The sequence below is a fragment of the Clostridium sp. JNZ J1-5 genome (assembly GCF_053901425.1).
The window spans coordinates 307,468-329,030 of record NZ_CM132773.1 but is presented as its reverse complement, the minus strand read 5'-3'; the positions used below and the strand labels follow the sequence as shown (position 1 = coordinate 329,030).

The window sequence follows — 21,563 nt, the reverse complement described above, 5'->3', positions numbered from 1 at the left end:
CTTTCTATATTTTTATAGGTTTGTATTGTTTAGGCAAGAATGCTCTAGCAGTTCTTTTAATTCTTCAATATGTTGCTTTGTTGTAGTAACATCCTGCTGTAAAATTGATTTCAGCTCTTTATCAGAAAGTAGTGGTGACATAGTAATTGATTTTGTCAAACAAAGGTTTTTAAAGGTTAAAAGCTCATGAAGCTCAATACTTTCATGTGGAGCAACACCTTGGGATTGCATTATATCACCTCCTAGTTAAGTGAAAGTCTAATATTAATTTTTTAGAAGTAGTGTTTATGGTTTTAGAACAACTTTGATACATCCTTCAGTTTTTGTATCAAAAACCTCGTATCCATGTTCTGCTTCATCTAGAGATAATCTATGTGTAATTATATCGCTAGGATCCACCTTTTTTTCAACAAGCAGTTTATAAAGCTGTGGCATATAAGGAATAACTGGTGCTTGACCTGTTCTCAAATTAACATTTCGATTAAATATATCTCCAAGAGGAAAAGCGTTATACCTAGCACCATAAGTTCCTGTTATTTGGATAGTTCCACCCTTTTTAACTGACTGAGTAGCCATAACCAAGGCACCCATAGAACCACCTTGAAGCTTTAATCCTGTTTCTAAAAATTCAAGAGGAGTCATTTTTCCATCCATACCTACACAATCTATAACTACTTCTGCGCCGCCATGAGTGATTTCTCTTAAATATTCTCCAGTATTTTCATGTTGCTCAAAGTTTACGGTTTCCACTTTATTAGTTTTCTTTGCATGTTCTAGACGATAATCTATATAATCAACTGCAATGACTCTTTCTGCACCATTAAGCCAAGCAAACTTTTGAGCTAAAAGTCCAATAGGTCCGCAGCCAAAGATAACTACTGTATCACCTTTTTTAACACCAGCATTTTCTACACTCCAGTATGAAGTAGCCATGGCATCAGACATTAACAGTAGCTTTTCGTCTTCAACTTCACAATCCTCTGGAATAAGGAAAGGAGTAAAGTTACCATAAGGAACCCTCATAAATTCAGCTTGCCCTCCTGGATACCCACCAAAGGTTTCAGAATATCCAAAATAAGCACCGCCTTCACCATGAGGATTTGAGTTATCGCATTGACTTGTTAACCCGTGCTTGCAAAAAAAACATTCTCCACAGCTAACGTTAAAGGGAACGATAACCCTATCTCCTTTTTTTACTTTTGTAACTTCAGGACCTACCTCTTCAACAATTCCCATAGGTTCATGGCCTATTATGTAATCTTGAGGAAGATTAGGAATCATATCGTGAATAAGGTGTAAATCTGACCCACATATAGCTGTACTCGTGAGCCTTACTATAATATCATCTGGCTTATGAATTTTAGGATCTTGTACCTCTTTAACCTTTACATTTTTTATACCTTGAAATGTTACAGCTTTCATTGCTGATACCTCCTAAATTATTTTTCTGGTGTTGCAAATGTACCAAGCCTACTAGTATTTCCAGGGAAGAGGTCTAAGTTTGCAATTTGAACTGCTGTTTCTGAAGATTTCATATCCATTTCAAATTGTTTATTAAGTTCATAAGGATAAAACCAACCTTTATTTATCATAAGATTAGTTATTTCTTCATGAAGATTAATTGCATTTTCCAGTTGGGTACTTAAAGTAGCTCTAACCTCTGGAGTTGCAGCTTCTGACAAAGCGAAAGCACAATTTCTTACCCCAGTTTTTGCAGCAAGTAAGAAGTCAAGAGCTATGGTTGAATCAACAAGCTTAGGCATTCCCTCGGCATTCCTCACTTCTAAATAGTCATTAATCATTGTTTTCACCTCCTATTGTAGAGTTGGAGCTTTAGATAATAATTCTTGCAAATCATTTATAGCTGTGATGGATTGTTGTACATCTTTTTCCATTATATTTTTGAGGTCTTGATCAAATACTAAACCTTGCATCATCTTAGATTTAGTTATGCAAACTGTCTTAAAGTTAAGCATTTCGTGGACTTCCATTGTTTCATGTAACGCTAAACTTGAATGTTTCATAAATTCGCCTCCTATATTTCTAATGTATATATTCTTCCACTCACAGCTCTTTGATATACAGTGGGTATTATCGTTGAATATATGCTAAAGTAGGAAAAAACGTGCTAAAATTTTTGATATCTTTGATAATGCGAAAAAAATAATCATTTGTTAAAAAATAATTTAAATCTTATTGACAAAACTAGACAATGCGTATAATATATACTACATAACATAGTAAAACTATAGGAATTATAAATTACACTTTATAAACTTAGCGCGAATCATATTAAAAAGGGTGATAAATTTATGAATATTAATTGGGAGTTTATTCTAGAGCATTTACCTTTGTATGAAAAAGCAACTATACTTACCTTAAAACTTGCCTTTTGGGGTATATTGTTTTCAATAATACTTGGGGTTATATGTAGCGTAATACAATATTACAAGATAAAGGGGCTGCAGACTATTGCGCAAGTTTATATAGAACTTTCACGTAATACTCCGCTACTTATACAGCTATTTTTTTTATACTATGGATTTCCTAAGATGGGCATAAAAATGAGCGAAAATACTTGTGCAATAATTGGTCTAACATTTTTAGGTGGAAGCTATATGGCTGAAGCCTTTAGAGGGGGAATTGAGGCGGTTAATAAAACTCAGATTGAGTCAGGACTTAGCATTGGTCTTTCAAAATTCCAGCTTGCTAGGTATGTAATATTGCCCCAGGCATTTTCGGTGAGTGTACCTGCCTTAAGTGCAAATTGTATATTCTTACTAAAAGAAACCTCTATTCTAGGAGCAATATCAATTTTAGATCTTATGAATGTAACAAAAGATTTAATAGGAATGTATTATAACACCTTTGAATCTCTATTAATGCTAGTAGCTACATATTTGATTATAATTTTGCCTTTATCAGTCTTTCTTACTTGGGTAGAAAGGAAGGTGCGTTATGCTGAATTTGGGAATTAGGGTTCTTTTTGAAGGAAGAAATGTAGAGCGACTATTTGGGGGATTGCTAGTAACTGTAGGAATTGCTTTTATTTCAATTTTTATAGGCGCTTTACTTGGAATAGTTTTGGGAATCATAAGGACTGCAAAATCGAGATCAAAATTTATCAGAGTTATATATCGATTTTACTTGGAGTTATTTAGAATAATACCAGTTCTTGTTTGGCTTTTTATTGTTTATTTTGGAGTTACTGCTGCTTTAGATATACATTTAAGTGGTGAGGCAGCTTCAGTTATAGTTTTTAGCCTTTGGGGAGCTGCAGAGATGGGAGATATTGTAAGAGGTGCATTAGAATCTTTACCAAAGCACCAAACCGAATCGGGAAAGGCTATTGGTCTTAGCACCTTTGGACTTTATAGATATATTCTTATACCTCAGGCCATAAGGAGAATGCTTCCAGGCGCCATAAATTTAGCTACAAGAATGATTAAAACCACTTCATTAGTAGTGTTAATAGGAGTTATGGATGTTGTAAAAATAGGCCAGCAAATTATAGAGCTGTCTCGTTTAGAAGTACCTTCAGCGTCCTTTTGGATTTATGGTATCATATTTATTTTGTACTTTATAATTTGTTATCCTCTATCCATACTATCAAAAAAGCTAGAAGCTAAGTGGCAAAACTAAGGAGGGAGTATAATTCATATGGAAAAGAATCAAGTATTGCTTAAGATAAATGATTTAGAGAAGAGATATTCAGAAAAAGAAATACTAAAAGGTATTAGCCTTAACATACACAAAGGAGAAGTTGTAGTTATCTTGGGGCCATCAGGATGTGGAAAGAGTACGCTGCTTAGATGTCTTAATGGACTAGAAGATATTCAAGGAGGTAGAATAGAGTTTTCTGGCAAGAACCTTGCAGATAAAGATGTTAATTGGCAAGAAATTCGTCAGAAAATAGGTATGGTGTTTCAAAGCTATGATCTTTTTCCACATATGACGGTTATTGAAAATATACTTTTAGGACCAATAAAAGTTCAAAAGAGATCAAAAGATGAAGTGATGAGACAAGCAGAGCAGCTGCTAGATAGAGTAGGTTTGCTTGAGCGTAAGAATTCCTATCCTCGTGAGCTATCAGGAGGGCAAAAGCAGAGAATAGCAATAGTAAGAGCTTTATGTATGAATCCTGAAATAATGCTTTTTGATGAAGTAACAGCATCTCTTGATCCTGAAATGGTGAGAGAGGTTTTGGAAGTTATATTAGACCTTGCAAAACAGGGTATGACTATGATAATTGTGACACACGAAATGAACTTTGCACAATCTGTTGCTGATAAAATAGTTTTTGTTGATGAAGGAAATGTCTGCGAGGTATCAGAGCCAAAGGAATTCTTTACAAATCCAAAGACAGAAAGAGCTAAACAATTCTTAAATGTATTTCAATATTAAATAAAGGAGGAAGTTAACATGAAGAAAATGAAAAAACTTTTAGCTGCAGTTATGGCTGGCACTATAATATTAGGAGGTCTTGTAGGTTGTGGTAAAACAAGCTCAGAAGCAGCAAATAGTAAATCTGAGTCTTCTGAATCAAAAGTGACAGCAAGCTCATTAGATGAAATTAAGAAACGAGGAACTATTAAAATTGGAGTATTTAGTGACAAAGCTCCTTTTGGCTATGTAGATTCAAATGGTAAAAGTCAAGGCTTCGACGTACATATTGCTAGAAGATTTGCAAAAGACCTTTTAGGAGATGAATCTAAGGTAGAATTTGTCCTAGTTGATGCAGCAAGCAGGGTAGCTTATTTGGAGTCAAACAAAGTTGATATAATAATGGCAAACTTTACTGTTACAGAGGAAAGAAAACAAAAGGTAGATTTTGCAAACCCGTATATGAAGGTTTCTCTTGGATTAGTATCGCCAGACAGTGCTCCAATTAATTCTATTGAAGAAATGAAAGATAAGAAGATTATTATCGCAAAAGGTACAACTGCAGAAACTTATCTTACAAAGAATCATCCAGGTATACAGTTAGTAAAGTATGATCAATACTCAGAAATATTTGAAGCATTAAAAGATGGACGTGGTGATGCAATAGCTAATGATAACACAGAAGTACTTGCATGGGCAAAGAAAAACCCTGGCTATAGTGTTACTATACCGAAATTTGGAGGAGAAGATACAATAGCACCTGCTGTTGCGAAGGGGAATAAAGAACTTCTTGACTGGATAAATTCTGAACTTATAACTTTAGGAAAAGAAAACTTTGTCCACAAAGCTTATGAGGAAACATTAAAAGATACCTACGGGGCTGAGAGCATAGAAGATATAGTTATTGAAGGGGGAAAAGTAGAACAATAAAAAAACTTAAGAAGTGGAAAGCTTAAAGTGGAAAACGGAAAAAATTCCTCGCTATAAGCTTTCCACTTTAAACTCTAAACTAAAATTTCTAACCTCTAACTTCACGCTTTAGCGTCTAACTCAGGCTCAAGTCCCTAGCTAAAGTTGCTGCGTAATTTTAAAGTACTTTAGTCAATACATTACAGTTAAGTATTACTGTGCATACTGGAGAAACAGTAAAAATTCAACCGGTACAGCCAACTGCTGCAGATAACTCCAGAAAAAATAAATACATAATCCTGGGTGATAATCGAGACGGATATGATACTTTTGGGGAGATTATTCAACAGGTAAATGGCCAAAATCCTATATTTGTAATCGATAATGGGGACTTGGTGTTTAGTGGAAAACCTAACCAGTACAGACTTTTTGACCAGATGATGTCAAAAATCTCTGCTACAGTCTGCACAACTCTTGGTAATCATGATATTCGCAGCAATGGCCGTGATACTTATACCATGTTGTATGGCCCGGCTAATTATTCATTTGATTTTGAAGACAGCCATTTTGCATTCGTAGATTCATCTCCAGGATGGGCTGAAAAAAGAGCTATTTCGGATGAGCAATATGCATGGTTAGAAAAAGACTTGAAAAAAGCACAGGGTAAACGTATTTTTGTCGTTACACACATACCACCTGAAGATCCAAGAAGTGGCGTAACTCCTAATAAAATTCCGAATTATGTTAATCAAGTGGAAAGCGGCGAAAATTGGGTAGAGCAGAAATTGAACAATTACAACGAAAACAAGAATATGGATCATGGCTTCCAGGACCTACAGGAAGCGGCAAAGTTTGAAAATCTCATGAGTAAATACCATGTAGATACAGTATACTTATCTCATATTCATAGCTATATGGAATACGCCAAGGGTGGTGTGCGCTATTTGATTACTGGTGGTGCAGGAGCAGAGCTTTTAACTAAAAACAGCTATTACCACTATATAATTGCTAAATTTGGTGATATTAATAAAGTCACAGTGGTAGAGTTTCCATCACCAGCAAATAATTATATTTCTAGATATTTGGCAACTATACAACTTTTTGCAAATGCTATGTATGAAGAAAATCCGATTTCGGTTGTACTTATCAGTATAGGTTTTATATTGCTTATACTCTTATTTGCTATAAAGGTTTACTTACGTAAAAAGCAGCCACTTGATACTTTTAGAAAGTGGATAAGTGATACTGTCAAATATTCGGCCAAACGTTTTAAAGAATTGTTTATTAAAAAAAGAGACGATTAATAGATACAGAGTGTACCATTAGCAGCTTGTATAGAAATGATTTTAATACCTTATACTATGCTTAGAAAGATTAATATTTATTTTTTAATCTTCCTCAGTAAGTAAAGGTATTACAGTTGAAGCTTCTAATGATAATGATGTGCATCTTGTTTTAGATTCATTGTAAACAAGGAGTAGGAAGAACAACTACCTTTATGATTACTGTAAAACAAATGGAGATTCCTTCAATATAAAATGGAGTGATTGGAAGAAAGCTACTAATTCTAACAGTTCAGTAGCTTTCAGTACTGAGTACATGGCAAATATTATAATTTCTTAGATTTTGAAATAGAGGAGGAGGTTATCTATGGTTACTTCTGACAGGAGAGTTAAAGTTGCTCTTTTATCAATTATATCAAACACAATGCTCATAATTTTTAAGATTGTAGCAGGTATTTTAAGTGGTTCTGTAAGCATTATTTCTGAAGCAATACATTCAGGAATGGATTTAGTAGCATCACTGATTGCGTTTTTATCTGTAAGACATTCTGCAAAGCCTGCTGATAGGAAGCATCCTTATGGACATGGAAAAATAGAGAATATATCTGGAATAATGGAAGGGTTACTGATTTTTATAGCCGCTGGAATGATTATTATCGAAGCTTTTAAAAAAATATTTGAACCCGCTGCAATAGAGCAAGCAAATATAGCAATTGCTGTTATGCTTATTTCAGCACTTATAAACCTTGTTGTGTCAAGAAAATTATATAAGGTTTCTAAGGAAGAGGATTCTATGGCTCTTAAAGCGGATGCTCTTCACTTGAAAACTGATGTTTACACATCACTGGGAGTAGGGCTTGGAATTCTTCTTATCAAGGTTACAGGACTACTTATCTTGGATTCAATTGTTGCAATACTTGTAGCACTGTTAATAATTAAGGAAGCGTGGGAACTTTCTAAAGATGCCTTTGATTATCTTCTTGATGCAAGATTATCTGACGAAGAAGAAGGAGAGATAGAGAAGATTATAAAAGAACATAATAATCAATTTATAGATTATCATAAGCTAAAAACTAGAAAGTCAGGGAACATGAAGCATATAGATTTTCATATTACTGTAGATCCTAATCTTACAGTGCAAGAAACACATAATATTATTGGTAGTTTAAAAAAAGATATGAACAAAAAATTTAAAAATATCAGAGTAAACATTCATATAGACCCTTATAAAAAAGAAGAAAATTAGCATATTTAAGTGTTTTATGTATAATATTATTTGTCAGAATTGTCGGAATATTATTAAAGTGATATAATGTACATGTAATTAAATTTTATAATTAGTAGAGGGGGAGATTACATGGAAATTAAATTACAAGAAAAATATCAATTATATATTGATGGACAATGGAGAGATGCTTCTGATGGTACAACTATTAAAACTTATAACCCAGCTACAGGTGGATTATTAACAGAGATTGCTGATGCATCAGAAAAAGATGTAGATGATGCAGTGAAAGCAGCGCGTAAAGCATTTAAAACTTGGGGAAAAACAGCACCTGCCGAAAGAGCTGCTGTATTAAATAAAATTGCAGACATTATTGATGAAAATGCAGAGTATTTAGCTACTATTGAAACTATGGATAATGGAAAACCTATTAGAGAAACAACAGGAGCCGATATTCCATTGGCAGCAGACCATTTCAGATATTTTGCAGGAGCTATTCGTGCTGCAGAAGGTAGTTCAACAATGGTTGATGAAAATACTTTGAATATAATATTAAGGGAGCCTATTGGTGTAGTAGGACAAATTGTACCATGGAATTTTCCATTTTTAATGGCAGCATGGAAACTAGCTCCAGTATTGGCTGCAGGAGATACTACAGTATTTAAACCATCAAGTACTACCTCGTTGAGTGTAATAGAGCTTATGAAGTTAATAGAAAATGTTGTTCCTAAGGGTGTAATTAATATAATTACAGGAAGAGGATCAAAGAGCGGTGAATATATACAGCATAATCAAGGAATTGATAAACTAGCTTTTACAGGATCTACAGAAGTAGGTAGAAAAATTGGACTTGCCGCAGCACAACAGATTATTCCTTCTACTTTAGAACTTGGAGGGAAATCTGCTAATATATTCTTTAAAGATGCAGATATAGATATGGCTCTAGAAGGTCTTCAATTAGGAATTCTTTTTAATCAAGGACAAGTTTGTTCAGCAGGATCTAGGATTTTTGTTCAAGAAGACTTTTATGATGAATTTATAGAAAAAGCAATCCAAGCTTTTGAAAAAGTGAAAGTTGGGAATCCATTAGATATTAATACTCAAATGGGGGCACAAGTTAGTGAAACTCAGCTTAAGAAGATTCTTAATTATATAGAAATTGGAAAACAAGAAGGAGCTAAAGTGGCTACAGGAGGAGAAAGATATACTGAAGGCGATGCTGCAAAAGGTTACTTTATGAAACCTACACTACTTGTAGATGTTTCAAATGATATGAGAGTAGCTAGCGAAGAAATCTTTGGACCAGTAGGGGTTGTTATTAAATTTAAAAACGAAGAAGACGTTATTGATATGGCAAATGATAGTGATTATGGTCTAGGCGGTGGTGTATTTACACGTGACATTAATCGTGCTATCCGAGTTGCAAGGGGAATCAGAACAGGTCGTGTATGGGTTAATACTTACAATAGTTTCCCAGCTGGAGCACCTTTTGGAGGATTTAAAGACTCAGGAATAGGCAGAGAAACTCATAAAGTTATATTAGAGCATTATACTCAGATGAAGAATATTATCGTTAATCTATCTGAAAAACCTGGCGGAATGTATGTAAAATAAAGTAGTTTTTAATTAAAATAGATATAAGGCTATAAACTGTAGTAATGATACAGTTTATAGCCTTATTTTCTATTAGCAAACTAATTACCGTAGATTTCGTATATAATATTGAAAGTTAGTATAACTGGATAATTTATTTTATATGGAGGAATAAATTATGGGCAAAAAAGGTAATCACATCACATTACTTATCTTATCATTATTTATGCTTGCTACGTTTATAGGTTGTGCCGACAAAAATGACCCAAAAGATACTTTTTATATTGAACAATTTCAAAGTGAAATGAAAGCAAAGAATTATAAATTTCAAATGCAAGATGTAGAGAAATCTAAGCATTTTCTTCCAACTACACGAAAAAAAATGATATTTGATAATGAAGCATTATATATTTATTTGTTTAATAGCAATGAGAAGATGGAGAATGAAGCAAAACGTATTGATAGTGATGGATGTGGATATAGCGATGGCTCTAAATCAATGGCGATTGATTGGATTTCATCACCTCACTTCTATAAAAAAGGGAATATTATTGTTCAATATGTTGGAAAAGATGAAAAAATTATTTCTGACTTAGAAGATATATTAGGAAACCAGTTTGCAGGGGAACGGGATGTTAGAGAAATCGCATACAATCAACTAACATCAAAAGATAAAGAGAGAGTAGTAGGAACTTGGAGAGATAGTAAACTTTCTAAAACAACTTTAAAAGAAAGCATGGGAAATATTTATGATAAATCTTATATTGGGAAAGAAGTATATCTTGTGGATTTTCCAAGAAAAAGCGAATCAAAGCTAAACAATATGATTGTATATATAAGTATAGATAATTATAAATTAATCGGGCATGGACATGTAGACTAAATTGACCGCGAAATTTATTTTTTGTAATGCACAGCTAAAGATTAGTAGTGTATAATCTAAATAAGAAGGTTTTGGTTTGAAGTTGCAATATAGGAAATATGTAGAGATACAATATATAGAGCTGCTATAGGATAGTAAAAAATTATGGCGTAATATTTATTATGTTTTGCAAAAAAAGAAGGTCATTTTTGGAGGTGCATATTTGAAAAAAATAAAACAAATTTTAAAGTATATAGGTATTATTATAATTCTACTCATTGTAATATTGTTGATTTTTCCTACTTGGACACCAGCAATTAAAGGAGAAAATAGCATAAGTGAACTTGAAAAAGTTGAAATAAATGGTACTAAGCATCAGATTATGATAAGAGGACACGACAAGTCAAATCCAATTTTAATTTTTGTTCATGGAGGACCAGGTTGTCCAGAAATACCTTATGTGACAAAATATCAAGATTTATTAGAAAAAGATTTTACAGTGGTTCATTATGATCAACGGGGAAGTGGTAAATCTTATCATTTTTTTGAGGACTATTCAAATCTTTCATCTGAGTTACTGGTGAATGATGTGCTAGCATTAACAGACTATATTTCTGAACGTTTTGGCAAGAAACAAGTGGTATTGATAGGTCATTCATTTGGTACATATATTGCATTGCAAGCCGTAAATAAAGCACCAGATAAGTATATTGCGTATATTGGTATTGGGCAAATGGCTAATACTGCTCAGAGTGAATTAGATAGCCTGAATTATTGTATTAAACAAGCAGAGAATGCTAAAAATATGGATGATGTTTCAAAGCTCAAAGAGTTATCAAATAAAATTGAAAAAGGTGAAACTTTTACTCCACGCAATTATGTTAGAAAATATGGCGGGGCATCACGACTTATTGACGATAATCGCGATTATACTGAAGGTTTTTTGTTTCATCCAGAATATAATCTCCTTGATGTTGTTCGATATTTTCGCGGAGTAAATATTTCACAAGAAGCACTACTTGATGAAGCTTTAACAAATCCTTTGCCTACACTTGTGAAAAGCCTTAAAATTCCTTGCTATTTTATTATGGGGCAATATGATTACATGACCTCAGCACAGTCGGCAAAGAATTATTTTGATTTAATTGCAGCTGACAAAAAGGAGTATATATTATATTCAAATTCAGCTCATTATCCACAGTTTGAAGAAAAGGAAAAGTTTGCGAAATGGCTCATAAGCAACTTTGCAAAATGATTATAAGCTGTAATTGTAGTTAAGACATATAATTCTTAAAGGTTGCACTAATAATGTTTCTAAGGTTAGTGCAACATTGTATTTTATAGCAATCTAGTTATATTTTCATAAGTTATTAATGATACTATAATAATAGATAAATCAATGTAAGAACATAAAGTGATTATTTAGTTTAGTAGGAGGAAGAATTAATGGCAGAAATTAAATATGAAATCAAGAAAACTATTGGTATTGTTTCAGAATCAGCTAAAGGCTGGTCTAAAGAGTTAAATATAATCTCATGGAACGGAAGAGATCCAAAATATGATATAAGAGATTGGTCAGCAGAACATGAAAAGATGGGAAAAGGAATAACTTTATCGTCTGAGGAGCTAAAGAAGCTTAGAGATATATTGAATGGTATGGAGTTATAAAAGCTTTTTAAGAAATGCTGACTAAAATAAATTAAAAATGTTTATATAAAAATCTTTAAATTAGAGAGGTATCGTTTATGAGAGAAATAGTTTTAGCTGGAGGTTGTTTTTGGGGAGTAGAAGAATATATGTCAAGAAATCCTGGAATAGTGGAAACAAAAGTGGGCTACGCCAATGGAATAAAAGAAAATCCTAGTTATGAAGAAGTATGTACTGGAACTACAGGCCATGCAGAAGCTTGTTACGTAAAATATGATGAAAATATTATATCATTGGAAAAGCTATTATATAAATTCTGGAGCATAATAGATCCAACAATATTAAATAGACAAGGAAATGATAGAGGGAGCCAGTACAGAACAGGCATATTTTACTTAGATGAAAAAGATCTAAATATAATTATGAAGAGTAAAAATGAGGAACAGAAAAATTACAAAAATCCTATAGTTACTGAAGTAGAACGCTTAAAGTGTTTCTATGAGGCTGAGGAATATCATCAAAAATATTTAAAGAAAAATCCAGGAGGATATTGCCATATACATTTAGATTAATTGAAATCTATCAAAATAAATATTTTGAATTTTTAAAATATTAAAAATAATTCTAAAATTTTAAGGTAAAAATACAGATTATATATTATAATATAAATAATAAACAAATCATAAAGTCTACCTACCTAATATAAGTTCTAAAAAAATAATAAAAATAATTGGTATATTTAAGGAGGGCTTTTTTATGTATGCAAATTTGGCTAAAGAAATTTGTATTGAAGATACAGAAGACTTAAGATTAAAAGAGAAGTCAGATTTATCAAATGGAGAATATAAGGACTATGAAGTTTTTATATTTACTATTAAAAATTCTCCAAGTATATTACACAATAAATTGGAATCAAAGGTAGGGAATATAGTACTATACTGCTATAAGTGGAAAAATAATCCTGAGCATATTGTGAGAGCTTATGTAAAGAAGGATTCTTCAAGAAAACTAAATACAAAAGATTGTTGGAAATTATTAAGAGAAGATATGGAGAACTTAGGAATTGAAATTAAGAAATTAGTAATGCACAAAGCCTAATTAAATAAATGAATTTTTAAGTACAAAATCTAAGCTTTATAATAATGACGGCTTTATGCAAGAGTGGTATATCAAAATAAGAAATTAAAGAATATGGGAATAAAACTTCTTAAGAGTCTTAGAACTTAGGAAGTTTTATTCTTTATAATTTAGGAGGAGAAAAAATGAGTAAAAATTTAACACCAAAATCTATAAAAATCAAGAATGGAGAAACTATAGGTTACAGAGAAAGTGGCTATGGAGATAAGATTATAGTTCTGGTTCATGGGAATATGACCTCTTCAAAGCACTGGGATTTGCTAATGGAAGCTATGCCTGATGATTACAAAATATATGCTGTAGACTTGAGAGGTTTTGGTATATCAAGTTATAATAATCCCATTGATTCAATAAAAGATTTTTCAGAGGATTTAAAACTTTTTGTAGATGAACTAGGTATAAAGGGGTTTTACTTAGGTGGATGGTCCACAGGTGGTGGAGTATCAATGCAATTTGCAGCTGATTATTCAGACTATGTTAAAAAGTTAATATTGATAGAATCTGTAAGTGTTAAGGGATACCCTACATATCCTTTGGATGCTAAGAGAAAGCCTTTATCTGATAAGCCTTTTCAAAGTAAGGAGGAACTTACCAAAGATCCAATAAGTATGATTCCATTAGTTGAAGCTTATAAAAAAAGAGATAAGAAATTTTTAAGAAATTTATGGGATGCAGTAATCTATACTGATAAGAAACCTTCAGACTTAAAGTATGATGAATATTTAGAGGACATGTTAACACAAGTAAATATATTGGACGTGCATTGGGCTTTAATAAAATTCAATATAAGTCATGAACATAACGGAGTTACAGAAGGTACTGGAGAAGTGGATAAGATAAAAATTCCAACCCTAATTATCCAAGGAGAAAGAGATTATGTAGTTGTTCCTAGTAGAGGAAAAGAGATAAAAGCTGCAATGGGTGATAATGCAACCTATCTCAGTCTAGAAGCTGGACATTCTCCTTTTATAGATTGCTTGGAAACTCTAGTAGATAAAATAGTTAGCTTTATTGAAGAATAATTTAAATAAGGATTTGTGTTTATGTAACTAATTAAAATAACTTTTTTGTATAAAACAGACTATAGAAAAAATGAGTAAGATGTAATATTATAGCTCTAGGGAATGACTGGAAAATATCCTTTGCTATTTGGTAAAAAATTGTGGTATAATTAATTGTGTTTTGGTAAACTGTCTGAGGCTTAGCTTTTATTGCTTTTTCTTGGAGTTAACCATAAAAACGTTAATTCTAAAAAAGTATCGTACTGAATGCATGAGGGTTAGTCCCAAATGAAAAGGCGAGATAATAGTTGTTATAAACTCGGGGAATCCATATATATGTGATTATCTGCGATTTATTTGCTATCCTTGTTCTTTTTTTGGAACAAGGATTTTTTATTATTATAATTTAAGAAAGGATTTTAAAAATGGAAACAAGAATCGCTATTATTGGAATTATTGTTGAAAACGGAAATTCCATACAAAAATTAAACTCTATTCTGCATGAATATAGTGATTATATTGTAGGTAGAATGGGGATTCCGTATCAAAAACGTAATATTAAGGTAATAAGTATTATTATGGATGCGCCTAATGATATTATCAGTGCCCTTTCCGGAAAATTAGGTATGTTACCTGATGTAAACATTAAAACGGTTTATTCAAAAGTGTCCCAGACAGCAAATGAATAAAATTGGAGGGGTTTTTTAATGTACAATAGTAAATCTAAGATTGCAACTGAATTTATTGATGACGAAGAAATTATGGATACTCTTGCATATGCGAAAAAAAATAAAAGTAACCGTCAGCTTATTCAAAGCCTTATTGAAAGAGCAAAGGATTGTAAAGGTTTAACACACAGAGAGGCAGCAGTATTACTGGAATGTGATTTAGAAGATGAAAATGAAAAAATGTTTAAATTGGCAAAAGAGATCAAACAGAAATTTTACGGAAATCGTATCGTAATGTTTGCTCCTCTTTACCTTTCAAATTACTGTATAAACGGATGTGTTTACTGTCCATATCATTATAAAAATAAAAGTATAGCAAGAAAGAAGTTGTCACAGGAAGACATCAAAAGAGAGGTAATTGCACTTCAGGATATGGGGCATAAGCGTTTAGCGTTGGAAACTGGAGAAGATCCTGTAAACAATCCTATTGAATATGTTCTTGAAAGTATTAAAACAATATATAGCATAAAACATAAGAATGGAGCAATTAGACGAGTAAATGTAAATATTGCGGCTACTACAGTGGAAAACTATAGAAAATTAAAAGAGGCAGGCATTGGAACCTATATACTCTTCCAAGAGACATATAACAAGAAGAGTTATGAGGAGTTGCACCCTACAGGTCCAAAACATGATTATGCATATCACACTGAAGCCATGGATCGTGCCATGGAAGGCGGCATCGACGATGTGGGAATTGGTGTTCTATTTGGTCTTAATATGTACAAGTACGATTTTATAGGATTACTAATGCATGCTGAGCATTTAGAAGCTGCCATGGGAGTGGGTCCGCACACTATAAGTGTTCCTCGTATCCGCCCAGCAGATGACATTGACCCTGATAATTTTTCAAATGCTATATCAGATGATATTTTTGCAAAAATTGTAGCAGTTCTTCGTATTGCAGTACCATATACAGGTATGATAGTATCAACACGTGAATCTCAAAAAACTCGTGAACGTGTACTAGAATTGGGTGTATCACAAATTAGTGGTGGTTCCAGTACTAGTGTTGGAGGTTATGATAAACCAGAAGCAGAGGATGATAATTCTGCACAGTTTGAAGTTAATGATAATCGTACACTTGATGAAATTGTGAATTGGCTTTTAGAAATGAAGTATATTCCAAGCTTTTGTACTGCTTGCTATCGTGAGGGAAGAACTGGTGACAGGTTCATGAGTCTTGTTAAATCAGGACAAATTGCAAACTGCTGTCAGCCAAATGCTTTAATGACTCTTAAGGAATATTTGGAGGACTATGCTTCCGATGACACAAAGAAAAAAGGTGAAGCATTGATTGCTGAGGAAGTTCCTAAAATACCAAATGAGAAGGTTAAAGCAATAGTAAAAGAACACTTAACAGAATTAAAGAACGGAAAACGAGATTTCAGATTCTAAGCAAGTTGTAAGTGGCATAAACTGATAACTTAGTAATCTAGCTGATTCTTTAACTTAAGTATTTTTAATAATATATTATATAAGAATATATTATTAAAGGTTGCACTAATAATGGCTTTAGAGTTGTTGGTGCAACCTTGTATTTTATAACAAACTAAGGAATATAGAAACTATGGTAAGTTAAAGTATATATAAATCTATGGATATATAGAATGAATATTAGTATACTTTTAGTTCCAAAACTTTTTTAAAATAACTACTGTTAAAAATGCAATAATAAAAGTGAGAATAAATATAAAGGTAACTACTTTTATCCAATTTTTTACTAAGATTTTCTTTTTATACTGATACATTGTTATAACAATTCCACTTATAATTATTATAGCAAATAAGTCCCATGGTGCTTCATTGAACCTTAAAGCCCTGTAGATAATATCAAGAAATAGTACGTAGGTAATGAATTTGTATCCAAATGTATAACTGGCATTTTCAACAAAGGTTGTTCTTTCATCTTTTTCCACCATTTTATTAATCATTATTTTTTACCTCCTCAAAATAAAATAAATCTTCAAACTTTTTATCAAGCACTTTTGAAAGTATTAATGCTAATTTTGCAGTAGGACAATACTGACCTGTTTCAATAGAACTAATTGTTTGTCGAGTTACGCCTGCAAGTACAGCAAGTTGTTCCTGTGACAGGCTTTTTTCAGCACGAGCAATTTTAAGCCGATTCTTTAGTGGTCTATCTTCATTCAAAGTATCACCTCCATTAATTAAATGGTATCATGTGGAAATATATTTGTCAAGTATACTTTGCAAAACGACAAGTATACTTGTTAAAATTCATTGCGCAAGGTAAGTATACCTAATTTAGATATAAATTGATTTTTACTCCATTTTTTATTGACGTTTATTACGGTTAGTGATATAGTTATATTACAGTAAACGATATATAGGATACTGTAATACTGGAGGTGCAAAATGAGAGATAATGTAAAAGGCGGTGCTTTGACGGAAACTACCTTTTTCATTCTGCTGGCTGTATATAAACCTAATCACGGTTACGGAATTATGCAGTTTATTGAGAATGAAACAGATGGCAGATTGTCTTTAGGAGCCGGAACATTGTACGGAGCAATCAACACATTATTGAAAAAGGAATGGATTGTTCTCTATGATAGTGACGAAAATAACCGCAAAAAAGAATATGTTATTACAGATAAAGGTAAAGAAGTTGTAGAAAACGAATTGATAAGATTAGAAAAAGTTCATAGTGCTGCAATAAAAATCATAGGAGGGAAATAGTATGACCATAAAAATATTTCGATATTTTTTCAGCTTTTTTGAAACACAGGAAAAGTGGCTGAATAAAATGGCAGCTCAAGGTTGGAGACTTGTTAGAACTACAAAATTGTTTTATGAATTTGAGTCTTGTAAACCATCAGAATATGAATACTGTGTAGAATTTGTAGGTGCTAAATCTTATAAGGAGGCTAAGGAATACAAGTCTTTCCTTGAAGAAATGGGATTTAGAACATTTACAAAGAATATCAATACAAACTATTCATTTGGCAAGATTAGATGGCGTCCGTGGGCAAGAGGGGGTGGTCAGATAGCAACATCTCCAGGTGGTTATAACAAAGAAATATTATTATTAGAAAAGAAAAATGATGGAAAACCATTTGAATTGCATACTGACTACAATGATCTTATTCGATATTATCGCCCGATTCGAAATGCTTATTTATGTGGATTGTTGCTGCCATTATTTATGATGATTGGAAATTATGTTTTTGATTTATTTATGGTTTCAATTAATTCATATGGAAAAATCTTAGTAGCTATTGTAGCACTGATTCTTACGATTCCAATTTATAAATATTCTGCGCTTATTAAAAAATATAAGAGTATTTTAAAAATAAATGAATGAGGTATTCAATAAAGAAATGGAGCATGATTTCGCTCCATTTTTATATTTTTGTACTACATTATGATGAATGAAACTTATTTATTTCAATTAATAGTAAAGTTACTAATTTTCAAACTTGAAATACCTTAAATATAGTGAGTTTTTAGATAGTAAAACGGTATTATACAAAAAATAGTAAATAAACATAAAATACTATTATAATATTAAAAAAAATAATTTTTAACTTAAAAAGTTTGTGATATACTGTAAAAGGAACACGATTATTAGTGGGGATAACGTGGCTCCTGAAACAGCACATTTTAGTATATGTGCATTGCAATCATTCGAATTATATATTTAAGGGGGGAAAAAGACAATGAGAAATCTGATCAACAAATGGAATCAGCTCAGTCTTGTAAAAAGAATTATTGTAGGTCTAGCTATCGGTATTATTCTAGCAGTAACGATCCCTGACAAGGCACAACCAATCGTCATTTTTGGGTCTTTATTTGTAGGTGCTTTAAAAGCTATTGCACCTGTATTGGTATTCTTCTTGGTTATGTCCGCTATATCTCAACATAAAAGTGGCCATGAAACCAATATGAAGTCTATCATCGGTCTTTATCTATTAGGAACATTTTTAGCTGGTCTTACTGCGGTTGTTGCAAGTTTTATGTTCCCAGTGAGCTTGACACTAGCAGCAGGAGCAGAGAATGTGTCGCCTCCTGGAGGGGTTACAGAGGTTCTAAAAGCATTACTCTTAAACATTGTAGACAACCCAGTTAAGGCACTATTTAATGCCAACTATATTGGTATATTATCTTGGGCTCTACTTCTTGGTTTTGCTTTAAGAAGTGCACATGAATCTACTAAAATAATGATCAGCAATTTTTCAGATGCAGTATCTAAAATGGTAGTATTGGTAATCAACTTTGCACCATTAGGTATTATGGGGCTTGTATTTGATTCTATTGCCACAAATGGAATTGAATCTTTATTAAGCTATGGGCAATTACTTGCTGTTTTAATTGGCTGCATGCTTTTTGTAGCACTTGTTGTTAATCCAATTATTGTGTTCGTATACACTCGTAAGAACCCATACCCACTAGTTCTTAAATGCCTAAAAGACAGCGGTATTACAGCATTCTTTACACGTAGTTCAGCTGCAAATATTCCTGTAAATATGAGCTTATGTGAAAGACTTGGTTTAGATAAGGACACATATTCTGTTTCTATTCCATTAGGAGCTACTATAAATATGGCTGGTGCAGCTGTTACAATTGCTGTCTTGACATTAGCGGCAGTACACACACTAGGTATTCAAGTGGATATAGGTACAGCATTGATACTTAGCGTATTGTCAGCTGTATGCGCTTGCGGTGCTTCTGGGGTAGCTGGTGGATCTCTATTGCTAATTCCACTAGCATGTAGCTTATTTGGAATACCAAATGACATTGCTATGAAAGTAGTTGGTGTTGGTTTTATAGTAGGTGTGTTACAAGACTCTTGTGAAACAGCACTTAACTCATCAACTGACGTTCTATTCACAGCAACTGCTGAATTTGCAAAGAGACGTAAAGAAGGTAAAGAAATCATTATCAACAAGTAACAGCTTGAAGATATTATTCTAGATTTATTTAATCCCTCTGTTCTCAGTTTATTTTTCTGAGGTAGAGGGATTTTTATTTGAGTACATAGTAGCTGATTCAAAGTTTTAAATCTAAATCCTATAGAGGCCTTAAGGTTTGAATAGGATTATTACAAAAAAATGTACTACAGGATCTATTAAGAGGTATAACTTATATTTTTAAGAGATATAAATTTAATATTAGCATCTTACTATCAGATAAATAAAAATTTGAAAGTAAGGTGCTTTTCTATATTTTACAGAGTTATAAGGGGGAAAAGTTAATGATTAATAGATGCAGTGGTATTTTAATGCATATTACCTCTCTGCCGAGTCCCTATGGTATTGGAACCTTTGGAAAGGAAGCATATGATTTTGTAGACTTTTTAGAAAAGTCAGGGCAAAGTTTATGGCAAATATTGCCTATAAGTCCTACTGGTTATGGTGATTCTCCTTATCAATCCTATTCAGCTTTTGCCGGTAATCCATATTTTATAGATTTACCATTGCTAACAGAAGTGGGATTATTGAAAAAAGAGGATTATGAAAATATAAACTTTGGTAAGGACTGTACAAAAGTAGACTATAATAAAATATTTGATAATAAAATACCTATTTTAAAAAAGGCCTTTAAGAATAGTACGGGTAAATTTGAAAATAGGATAAAAAAATTCAGAGAAGATAATAAAACATGGATAGAGGACTATGCTTTATATATGAGCATAAAAGAGGGATTTAACTTAAAACCTTGGCAGGAATGGGATAAAAAAATTAAGTTAAGAGATGAAAAAATTTTAAAAAAATGTAGAGAAGAATTAAGAGAAGAAATAGATTACTGGGTGTTTTTACAATATATTTTTTTTCAACAATGGGCAGATTTAAAAGGTTATGCAAATGATAAAGGAATAAAGATTATAGGAGATATACCAATTTATGTGGCGGAAGATAGTGCTGATACATGGGCAAACAGTGAAGTGTTTGTTTTAGATGAAAATAAAAATCCTACTGTTATTTCTGGATGTCCTCCTGATGCTTTTTCAGCTGTAGGTCAATTATGGGGCAACCCTATATATAGATGGGACTACTTAGATAAAGCAGGCTATGGTTGGTGGATAGAGCGAATTAAAGCAAGCAGTAAAATATATGATATAACCAGAATTGATCATTTCAGAGGTTTTGAGGCTTATTGGGAAGTACCAGTCGGAGAAGATACTGCAATAAATGGGAAATGGGTTAAAGGACCGGGAATGAAATTATTCAATAAGATAAAAGAAGAAATAGGAGAAATTGAAATAATAGCTGAAGACTTAGGTTTTTTAACTAAAGAAGTTATTGATTTTAGGGTTACTTCTGGCTATCCAGGGATGAAAGTTTTAGAATTTGCTTTTGATGCTAAAGAAGAAAGTGATTATTTACCACATAATTATGATAAAAATTGCGTAGTATACACTGGAACTCATGATAATGATACCATTAATGGCTGGATGGAAAATGCAAATAAAAAAGATATAGATTTTGCTATAAAGTATTTAAAGCTAACTGAAGAAGAAGGATATAATTGGGGATTTATAAGAGGAGCCTTAAGTTCAGTTGCAAATCTTGCAGTAATACAAATGCAGGATTATTTAGGACTTTCAAGTGAAGCTAGAATGAATATTCCATCAACTGTAGGAGGAAACTGGCAGTGGAGGATTAATAAAAATGACTTAACAGATGAACTGGCTAAAAATATTTATAACATTACAAGGTTGTATGGAAGGTTATAGATGAAGAAAAGGTTAGTAGTGACAGTATCATATAATATTATCCAAAAGAAGCTTGGAATATAATTCACGGGAGATATGATATAATGAGACAGACT

25 protein-coding genes are annotated in these 21,563 nt (G+C 32.4%); 19 read left to right on the top strand and 6 right to left on the bottom strand.

The genetic code is table 11. The features are described 5' to 3' along the window. Window positions 1-12: 12 nt before the first annotated feature. The 4 genes from ACWW38_RS01650 to ACWW38_RS01635 are packed head-to-tail and all read right to left on the bottom strand — an operon-like array spanning window position 13 to window position 1,976. Window positions 13-231, bottom strand: coding sequence for a hypothetical protein (locus ACWW38_RS01650; protein WP_456259094.1), 219 nt, complete (start codon window positions 229-231; stop codon window positions 13-15). Between the two features lie 54 nt (window positions 232-285). Further along, a complete protein-coding gene (locus ACWW38_RS01645) occupies window positions 286-1,422 on the bottom strand; it encodes a zinc-dependent alcohol dehydrogenase (RefSeq protein ID WP_456259093.1) in 1,137 nt (378 codons plus the stop codon). 17 nt (window positions 1,423-1,439) lie between these two features. After that, on the bottom strand, window positions 1,440-1,802 hold the full coding sequence (locus tag ACWW38_RS01640) for a spore coat protein (protein WP_456259092.1): 363 nt from the start codon (window positions 1,800-1,802) through the stop codon (window positions 1,440-1,442). A 12-nt stretch (window positions 1,803-1,814) separates the two neighbouring features. After that, on the bottom strand, window positions 1,815-1,976 hold the full coding sequence (locus ACWW38_RS01635) for a spore coat protein (protein WP_456259091.1): 162 nt from the start codon (window positions 1,974-1,976) through the stop codon (window positions 1,815-1,817). A gap of 336 nt (window positions 1,977-2,312) precedes the next feature. On the opposite strand from ACWW38_RS01635, the gene ACWW38_RS01630 reads away from it, so the two are divergent. From ACWW38_RS01630 to hydG, 15 genes are all read left to right on the top strand, one after another. Beyond that, entirely contained in the window at window positions 2,313-2,978 is a 666-nt protein-coding gene (locus tag ACWW38_RS01630) for an amino acid ABC transporter permease (protein WP_456259090.1), read from the top strand. Continuing rightward, complete coding sequence (locus ACWW38_RS01625) at window positions 2,959-3,642, top strand: amino acid ABC transporter permease (RefSeq protein WP_456259089.1); 684 nt, start codon at window positions 2,959-2,961, stop codon at window positions 3,640-3,642. Before ACWW38_RS01630 ends, ACWW38_RS01625 begins: the two co-directional genes overlap by 20 nt. Before the next feature lie 18 nt (window positions 3,643-3,660). Then, window positions 3,661-4,404 (top strand): amino acid ABC transporter ATP-binding protein, encoded by a 744-nt coding sequence (locus ACWW38_RS01620; RefSeq protein ID WP_456259088.1) that lies wholly within the window; start codon window positions 3,661-3,663, stop codon window positions 4,402-4,404. An 18-nt stretch (window positions 4,405-4,422) separates the two neighbouring features. Further along, complete coding sequence (locus tag ACWW38_RS01615; RefSeq protein WP_456259087.1) at window positions 4,423-5,313, top strand: cysteine ABC transporter substrate-binding protein; 891 nt, start codon at window positions 4,423-4,425, stop codon at window positions 5,311-5,313. 197 nt (window positions 5,314-5,510) lie between these two features. Further along, on the top strand, window positions 5,511-6,596 hold the full coding sequence (locus ACWW38_RS01610; protein WP_456259086.1) for a metallophosphoesterase family protein: 1,086 nt from the start codon (window positions 5,511-5,513) through the stop codon (window positions 6,594-6,596). A gap of 346 nt (window positions 6,597-6,942) precedes the next feature. Beyond that, a complete protein-coding gene (locus ACWW38_RS01605) occupies window positions 6,943-7,821 on the top strand; it encodes a cation diffusion facilitator family transporter (protein ID WP_456259085.1) in 879 nt (292 codons plus the stop codon). 111 nt (window positions 7,822-7,932) lie between these two features. Further along, entirely contained in the window at window positions 7,933-9,414 is a 1,482-nt protein-coding gene (locus tag ACWW38_RS01600) for an aldehyde dehydrogenase family protein (RefSeq protein WP_456259084.1), read from the top strand. Window positions 9,415-9,571: 157 nt separating this feature from the next. Then, window positions 9,572-10,276 (top strand): hypothetical protein, encoded by a 705-nt coding sequence (locus ACWW38_RS01595; RefSeq protein WP_456259083.1) that lies wholly within the window; start codon window positions 9,572-9,574, stop codon window positions 10,274-10,276. A gap of 202 nt (window positions 10,277-10,478) precedes the next feature. Further along, window positions 10,479-11,510: an alpha/beta fold hydrolase gene (locus ACWW38_RS01590; RefSeq protein WP_456259082.1), complete on the top strand. Its 1,032-nt coding sequence runs from the start codon at window positions 10,479-10,481 to the stop codon at window positions 11,508-11,510. Window positions 11,511-11,701: 191 nt separating this feature from the next. Beyond that, window positions 11,702-11,923: a YdbC family protein gene (locus ACWW38_RS01585; protein ID WP_456259081.1), complete on the top strand. Its 222-nt coding sequence runs from the start codon at window positions 11,702-11,704 to the stop codon at window positions 11,921-11,923. A gap of 77 nt (window positions 11,924-12,000) precedes the next feature. Further along, window positions 12,001-12,474 carry a peptide-methionine (S)-S-oxide reductase MsrA gene (msrA, locus tag ACWW38_RS01580; protein WP_456259080.1) on the top strand — a complete coding sequence of 158 codons (474 nt, stop codon included), beginning with the start codon at window positions 12,001-12,003 and terminating at the stop codon, window positions 12,472-12,474. Between the two features lie 184 nt (window positions 12,475-12,658). Further along, window positions 12,659-13,000: a hypothetical protein gene (locus ACWW38_RS01575; protein ID WP_456259079.1), complete on the top strand. Its 342-nt coding sequence runs from the start codon at window positions 12,659-12,661 to the stop codon at window positions 12,998-13,000. A gap of 164 nt (window positions 13,001-13,164) precedes the next feature. Next, entirely contained in the window at window positions 13,165-14,061 is an 897-nt protein-coding gene (gene phaZ / locus ACWW38_RS01570; protein WP_456259078.1) for an intracellular short-chain-length polyhydroxyalkanoate depolymerase, read from the top strand. A 404-nt stretch (window positions 14,062-14,465) separates the two neighbouring features. After that, window positions 14,466-14,729, top strand: coding sequence for a TM1266 family iron-only hydrogenase system putative regulator (locus tag ACWW38_RS01565; protein ID WP_456259077.1), 264 nt, complete (start codon window positions 14,466-14,468; stop codon window positions 14,727-14,729). Between the two features lie 18 nt (window positions 14,730-14,747). Beyond that, window positions 14,748-16,166, top strand: a complete 1,419-nt coding sequence (gene hydG / locus ACWW38_RS01560) for a [FeFe] hydrogenase H-cluster radical SAM maturase HydG (RefSeq protein ID WP_456259076.1) — start codon at window positions 14,748-14,750, stop codon at window positions 16,164-16,166. Window positions 16,167-16,396: 230 nt separating this feature from the next. Here hydG and ACWW38_RS01555 read toward each other — a convergent pair whose 3' ends face one another. After that, on the bottom strand, window positions 16,397-16,702 hold the full coding sequence (locus ACWW38_RS01555) for a hypothetical protein (RefSeq protein WP_456259075.1): 306 nt from the start codon (window positions 16,700-16,702) through the stop codon (window positions 16,397-16,399). Continuing rightward, a complete protein-coding gene (locus ACWW38_RS01550; RefSeq protein ID WP_456259074.1) occupies window positions 16,695-16,922 on the bottom strand; it encodes a helix-turn-helix transcriptional regulator in 228 nt (75 codons plus the stop codon). Before ACWW38_RS01550 ends, ACWW38_RS01555 begins: the two co-directional genes overlap by 8 nt. A 225-nt stretch (window positions 16,923-17,147) precedes the next feature. Here ACWW38_RS01550 and ACWW38_RS01545 point away from each other — a divergent pair, with 225 nt between their 5' ends. The 4 genes from ACWW38_RS01545 (at window position 17,148) to malQ (ending at window position 21,468) form a co-directional block, all read left to right on the top strand. Then, window positions 17,148-17,471 (top strand): PadR family transcriptional regulator, encoded by a 324-nt coding sequence (locus ACWW38_RS01545; RefSeq protein ID WP_456259073.1) that lies wholly within the window; start codon window positions 17,148-17,150, stop codon window positions 17,469-17,471. A 1-nt stretch (window position 17,472) separates the two neighbouring features. After that, window positions 17,473-18,096: a DUF2812 domain-containing protein gene (locus ACWW38_RS01540; protein WP_456259072.1), complete on the top strand. Its 624-nt coding sequence runs from the start codon at window positions 17,473-17,475 to the stop codon at window positions 18,094-18,096. 355 nt (window positions 18,097-18,451) lie between these two features. After that, complete coding sequence (sstT, locus tag ACWW38_RS01535; RefSeq protein ID WP_456259071.1) at window positions 18,452-19,684, top strand: serine/threonine transporter SstT; 1,233 nt, start codon at window positions 18,452-18,454, stop codon at window positions 19,682-19,684. A gap of 272 nt (window positions 19,685-19,956) precedes the next feature. After that, on the top strand, window positions 19,957-21,468 hold the full coding sequence (gene malQ, locus ACWW38_RS01530; RefSeq protein WP_456260390.1) for a 4-alpha-glucanotransferase: 1,512 nt from the start codon (window positions 19,957-19,959) through the stop codon (window positions 21,466-21,468). Window positions 21,469-21,563 lie beyond the last annotated feature (95 nt).

What these genes read in the sequence shown, in the direction of transcription:
- ACWW38_RS01600 (WP_456259084.1), top strand. Translation starts at nt 7,933, where the DNA reads ATGGAAATTAAATTACAAGAAAAATATCAATTATATATTGATGGACAA.
- ACWW38_RS01620 (WP_456259088.1), top strand. Translation starts at nt 3,661, where the DNA reads ATGGAAAAGAATCAAGTATTGCTTAAGATAAATGATTTAGAGAAGAGA.
- ACWW38_RS01585 (WP_456259081.1), top strand. Translation starts at nt 11,702, where the DNA reads ATGGCAGAAATTAAATATGAAATCAAGAAAACTATTGGTATTGTTTCA.
- ACWW38_RS01555 (WP_456259075.1), bottom strand. Translation starts at nt 16,702, where the DNA reads ATGATTAATAAAATGGTGGAAAAAGATGAAAGAACAACCTTTGTTGAA.
- msrA (WP_456259080.1), top strand. Translation starts at nt 12,001, where the DNA reads ATGAGAGAAATAGTTTTAGCTGGAGGTTGTTTTTGGGGAGTAGAAGAA.
- ACWW38_RS01635 (WP_456259091.1), bottom strand. Translation starts at nt 1,976, where the DNA reads ATGCTTAACTTTAAGACAGTTTGCATAACTAAATCTAAGATGATGCAA.
- ACWW38_RS01615 (WP_456259087.1), top strand. Translation starts at nt 4,423, where the DNA reads ATGAAGAAAATGAAAAAACTTTTAGCTGCAGTTATGGCTGGCACTATA.
- ACWW38_RS01625 (WP_456259089.1), top strand. Translation starts at nt 2,959, where the DNA reads ATGCTGAATTTGGGAATTAGGGTTCTTTTTGAAGGAAGAAATGTAGAG.
- ACWW38_RS01605 (WP_456259085.1), top strand. Translation starts at nt 6,943, where the DNA reads ATGGTTACTTCTGACAGGAGAGTTAAAGTTGCTCTTTTATCAATTATA.
- sstT (WP_456259071.1), top strand. Translation starts at nt 18,452, where the DNA reads ATGAGAAATCTGATCAACAAATGGAATCAGCTCAGTCTTGTAAAAAGA.
- ACWW38_RS01545 (WP_456259073.1), top strand. Translation starts at nt 17,148, where the DNA reads ATGAGAGATAATGTAAAAGGCGGTGCTTTGACGGAAACTACCTTTTTC.
- ACWW38_RS01595 (WP_456259083.1), top strand. Translation starts at nt 9,572, where the DNA reads ATGGGCAAAAAAGGTAATCACATCACATTACTTATCTTATCATTATTT.
- ACWW38_RS01630 (WP_456259090.1), top strand. Translation starts at nt 2,313, where the DNA reads ATGAATATTAATTGGGAGTTTATTCTAGAGCATTTACCTTTGTATGAA.
- ACWW38_RS01650 (WP_456259094.1), bottom strand. Translation starts at nt 231, where the DNA reads ATGCAATCCCAAGGTGTTGCTCCACATGAAAGTATTGAGCTTCATGAG.
- ACWW38_RS01645 (WP_456259093.1), bottom strand. Translation starts at nt 1,422, where the DNA reads ATGAAAGCTGTAACATTTCAAGGTATAAAAAATGTAAAGGTTAAAGAG.
- ACWW38_RS01640 (WP_456259092.1), bottom strand. Translation starts at nt 1,802, where the DNA reads ATGATTAATGACTATTTAGAAGTGAGGAATGCCGAGGGAATGCCTAAG.
- ACWW38_RS01565 (WP_456259077.1), top strand. Translation starts at nt 14,466, where the DNA reads ATGGAAACAAGAATCGCTATTATTGGAATTATTGTTGAAAACGGAAAT.
- ACWW38_RS01575 (WP_456259079.1), top strand. Translation starts at nt 12,659, where the DNA reads ATGTATGCAAATTTGGCTAAAGAAATTTGTATTGAAGATACAGAAGAC.
- ACWW38_RS01540 (WP_456259072.1), top strand. Translation starts at nt 17,473, where the DNA reads ATGACCATAAAAATATTTCGATATTTTTTCAGCTTTTTTGAAACACAG.
- hydG (WP_456259076.1), top strand. Translation starts at nt 14,748, where the DNA reads ATGTACAATAGTAAATCTAAGATTGCAACTGAATTTATTGATGACGAA.
- phaZ (WP_456259078.1), top strand. Translation starts at nt 13,165, where the DNA reads ATGAGTAAAAATTTAACACCAAAATCTATAAAAATCAAGAATGGAGAA.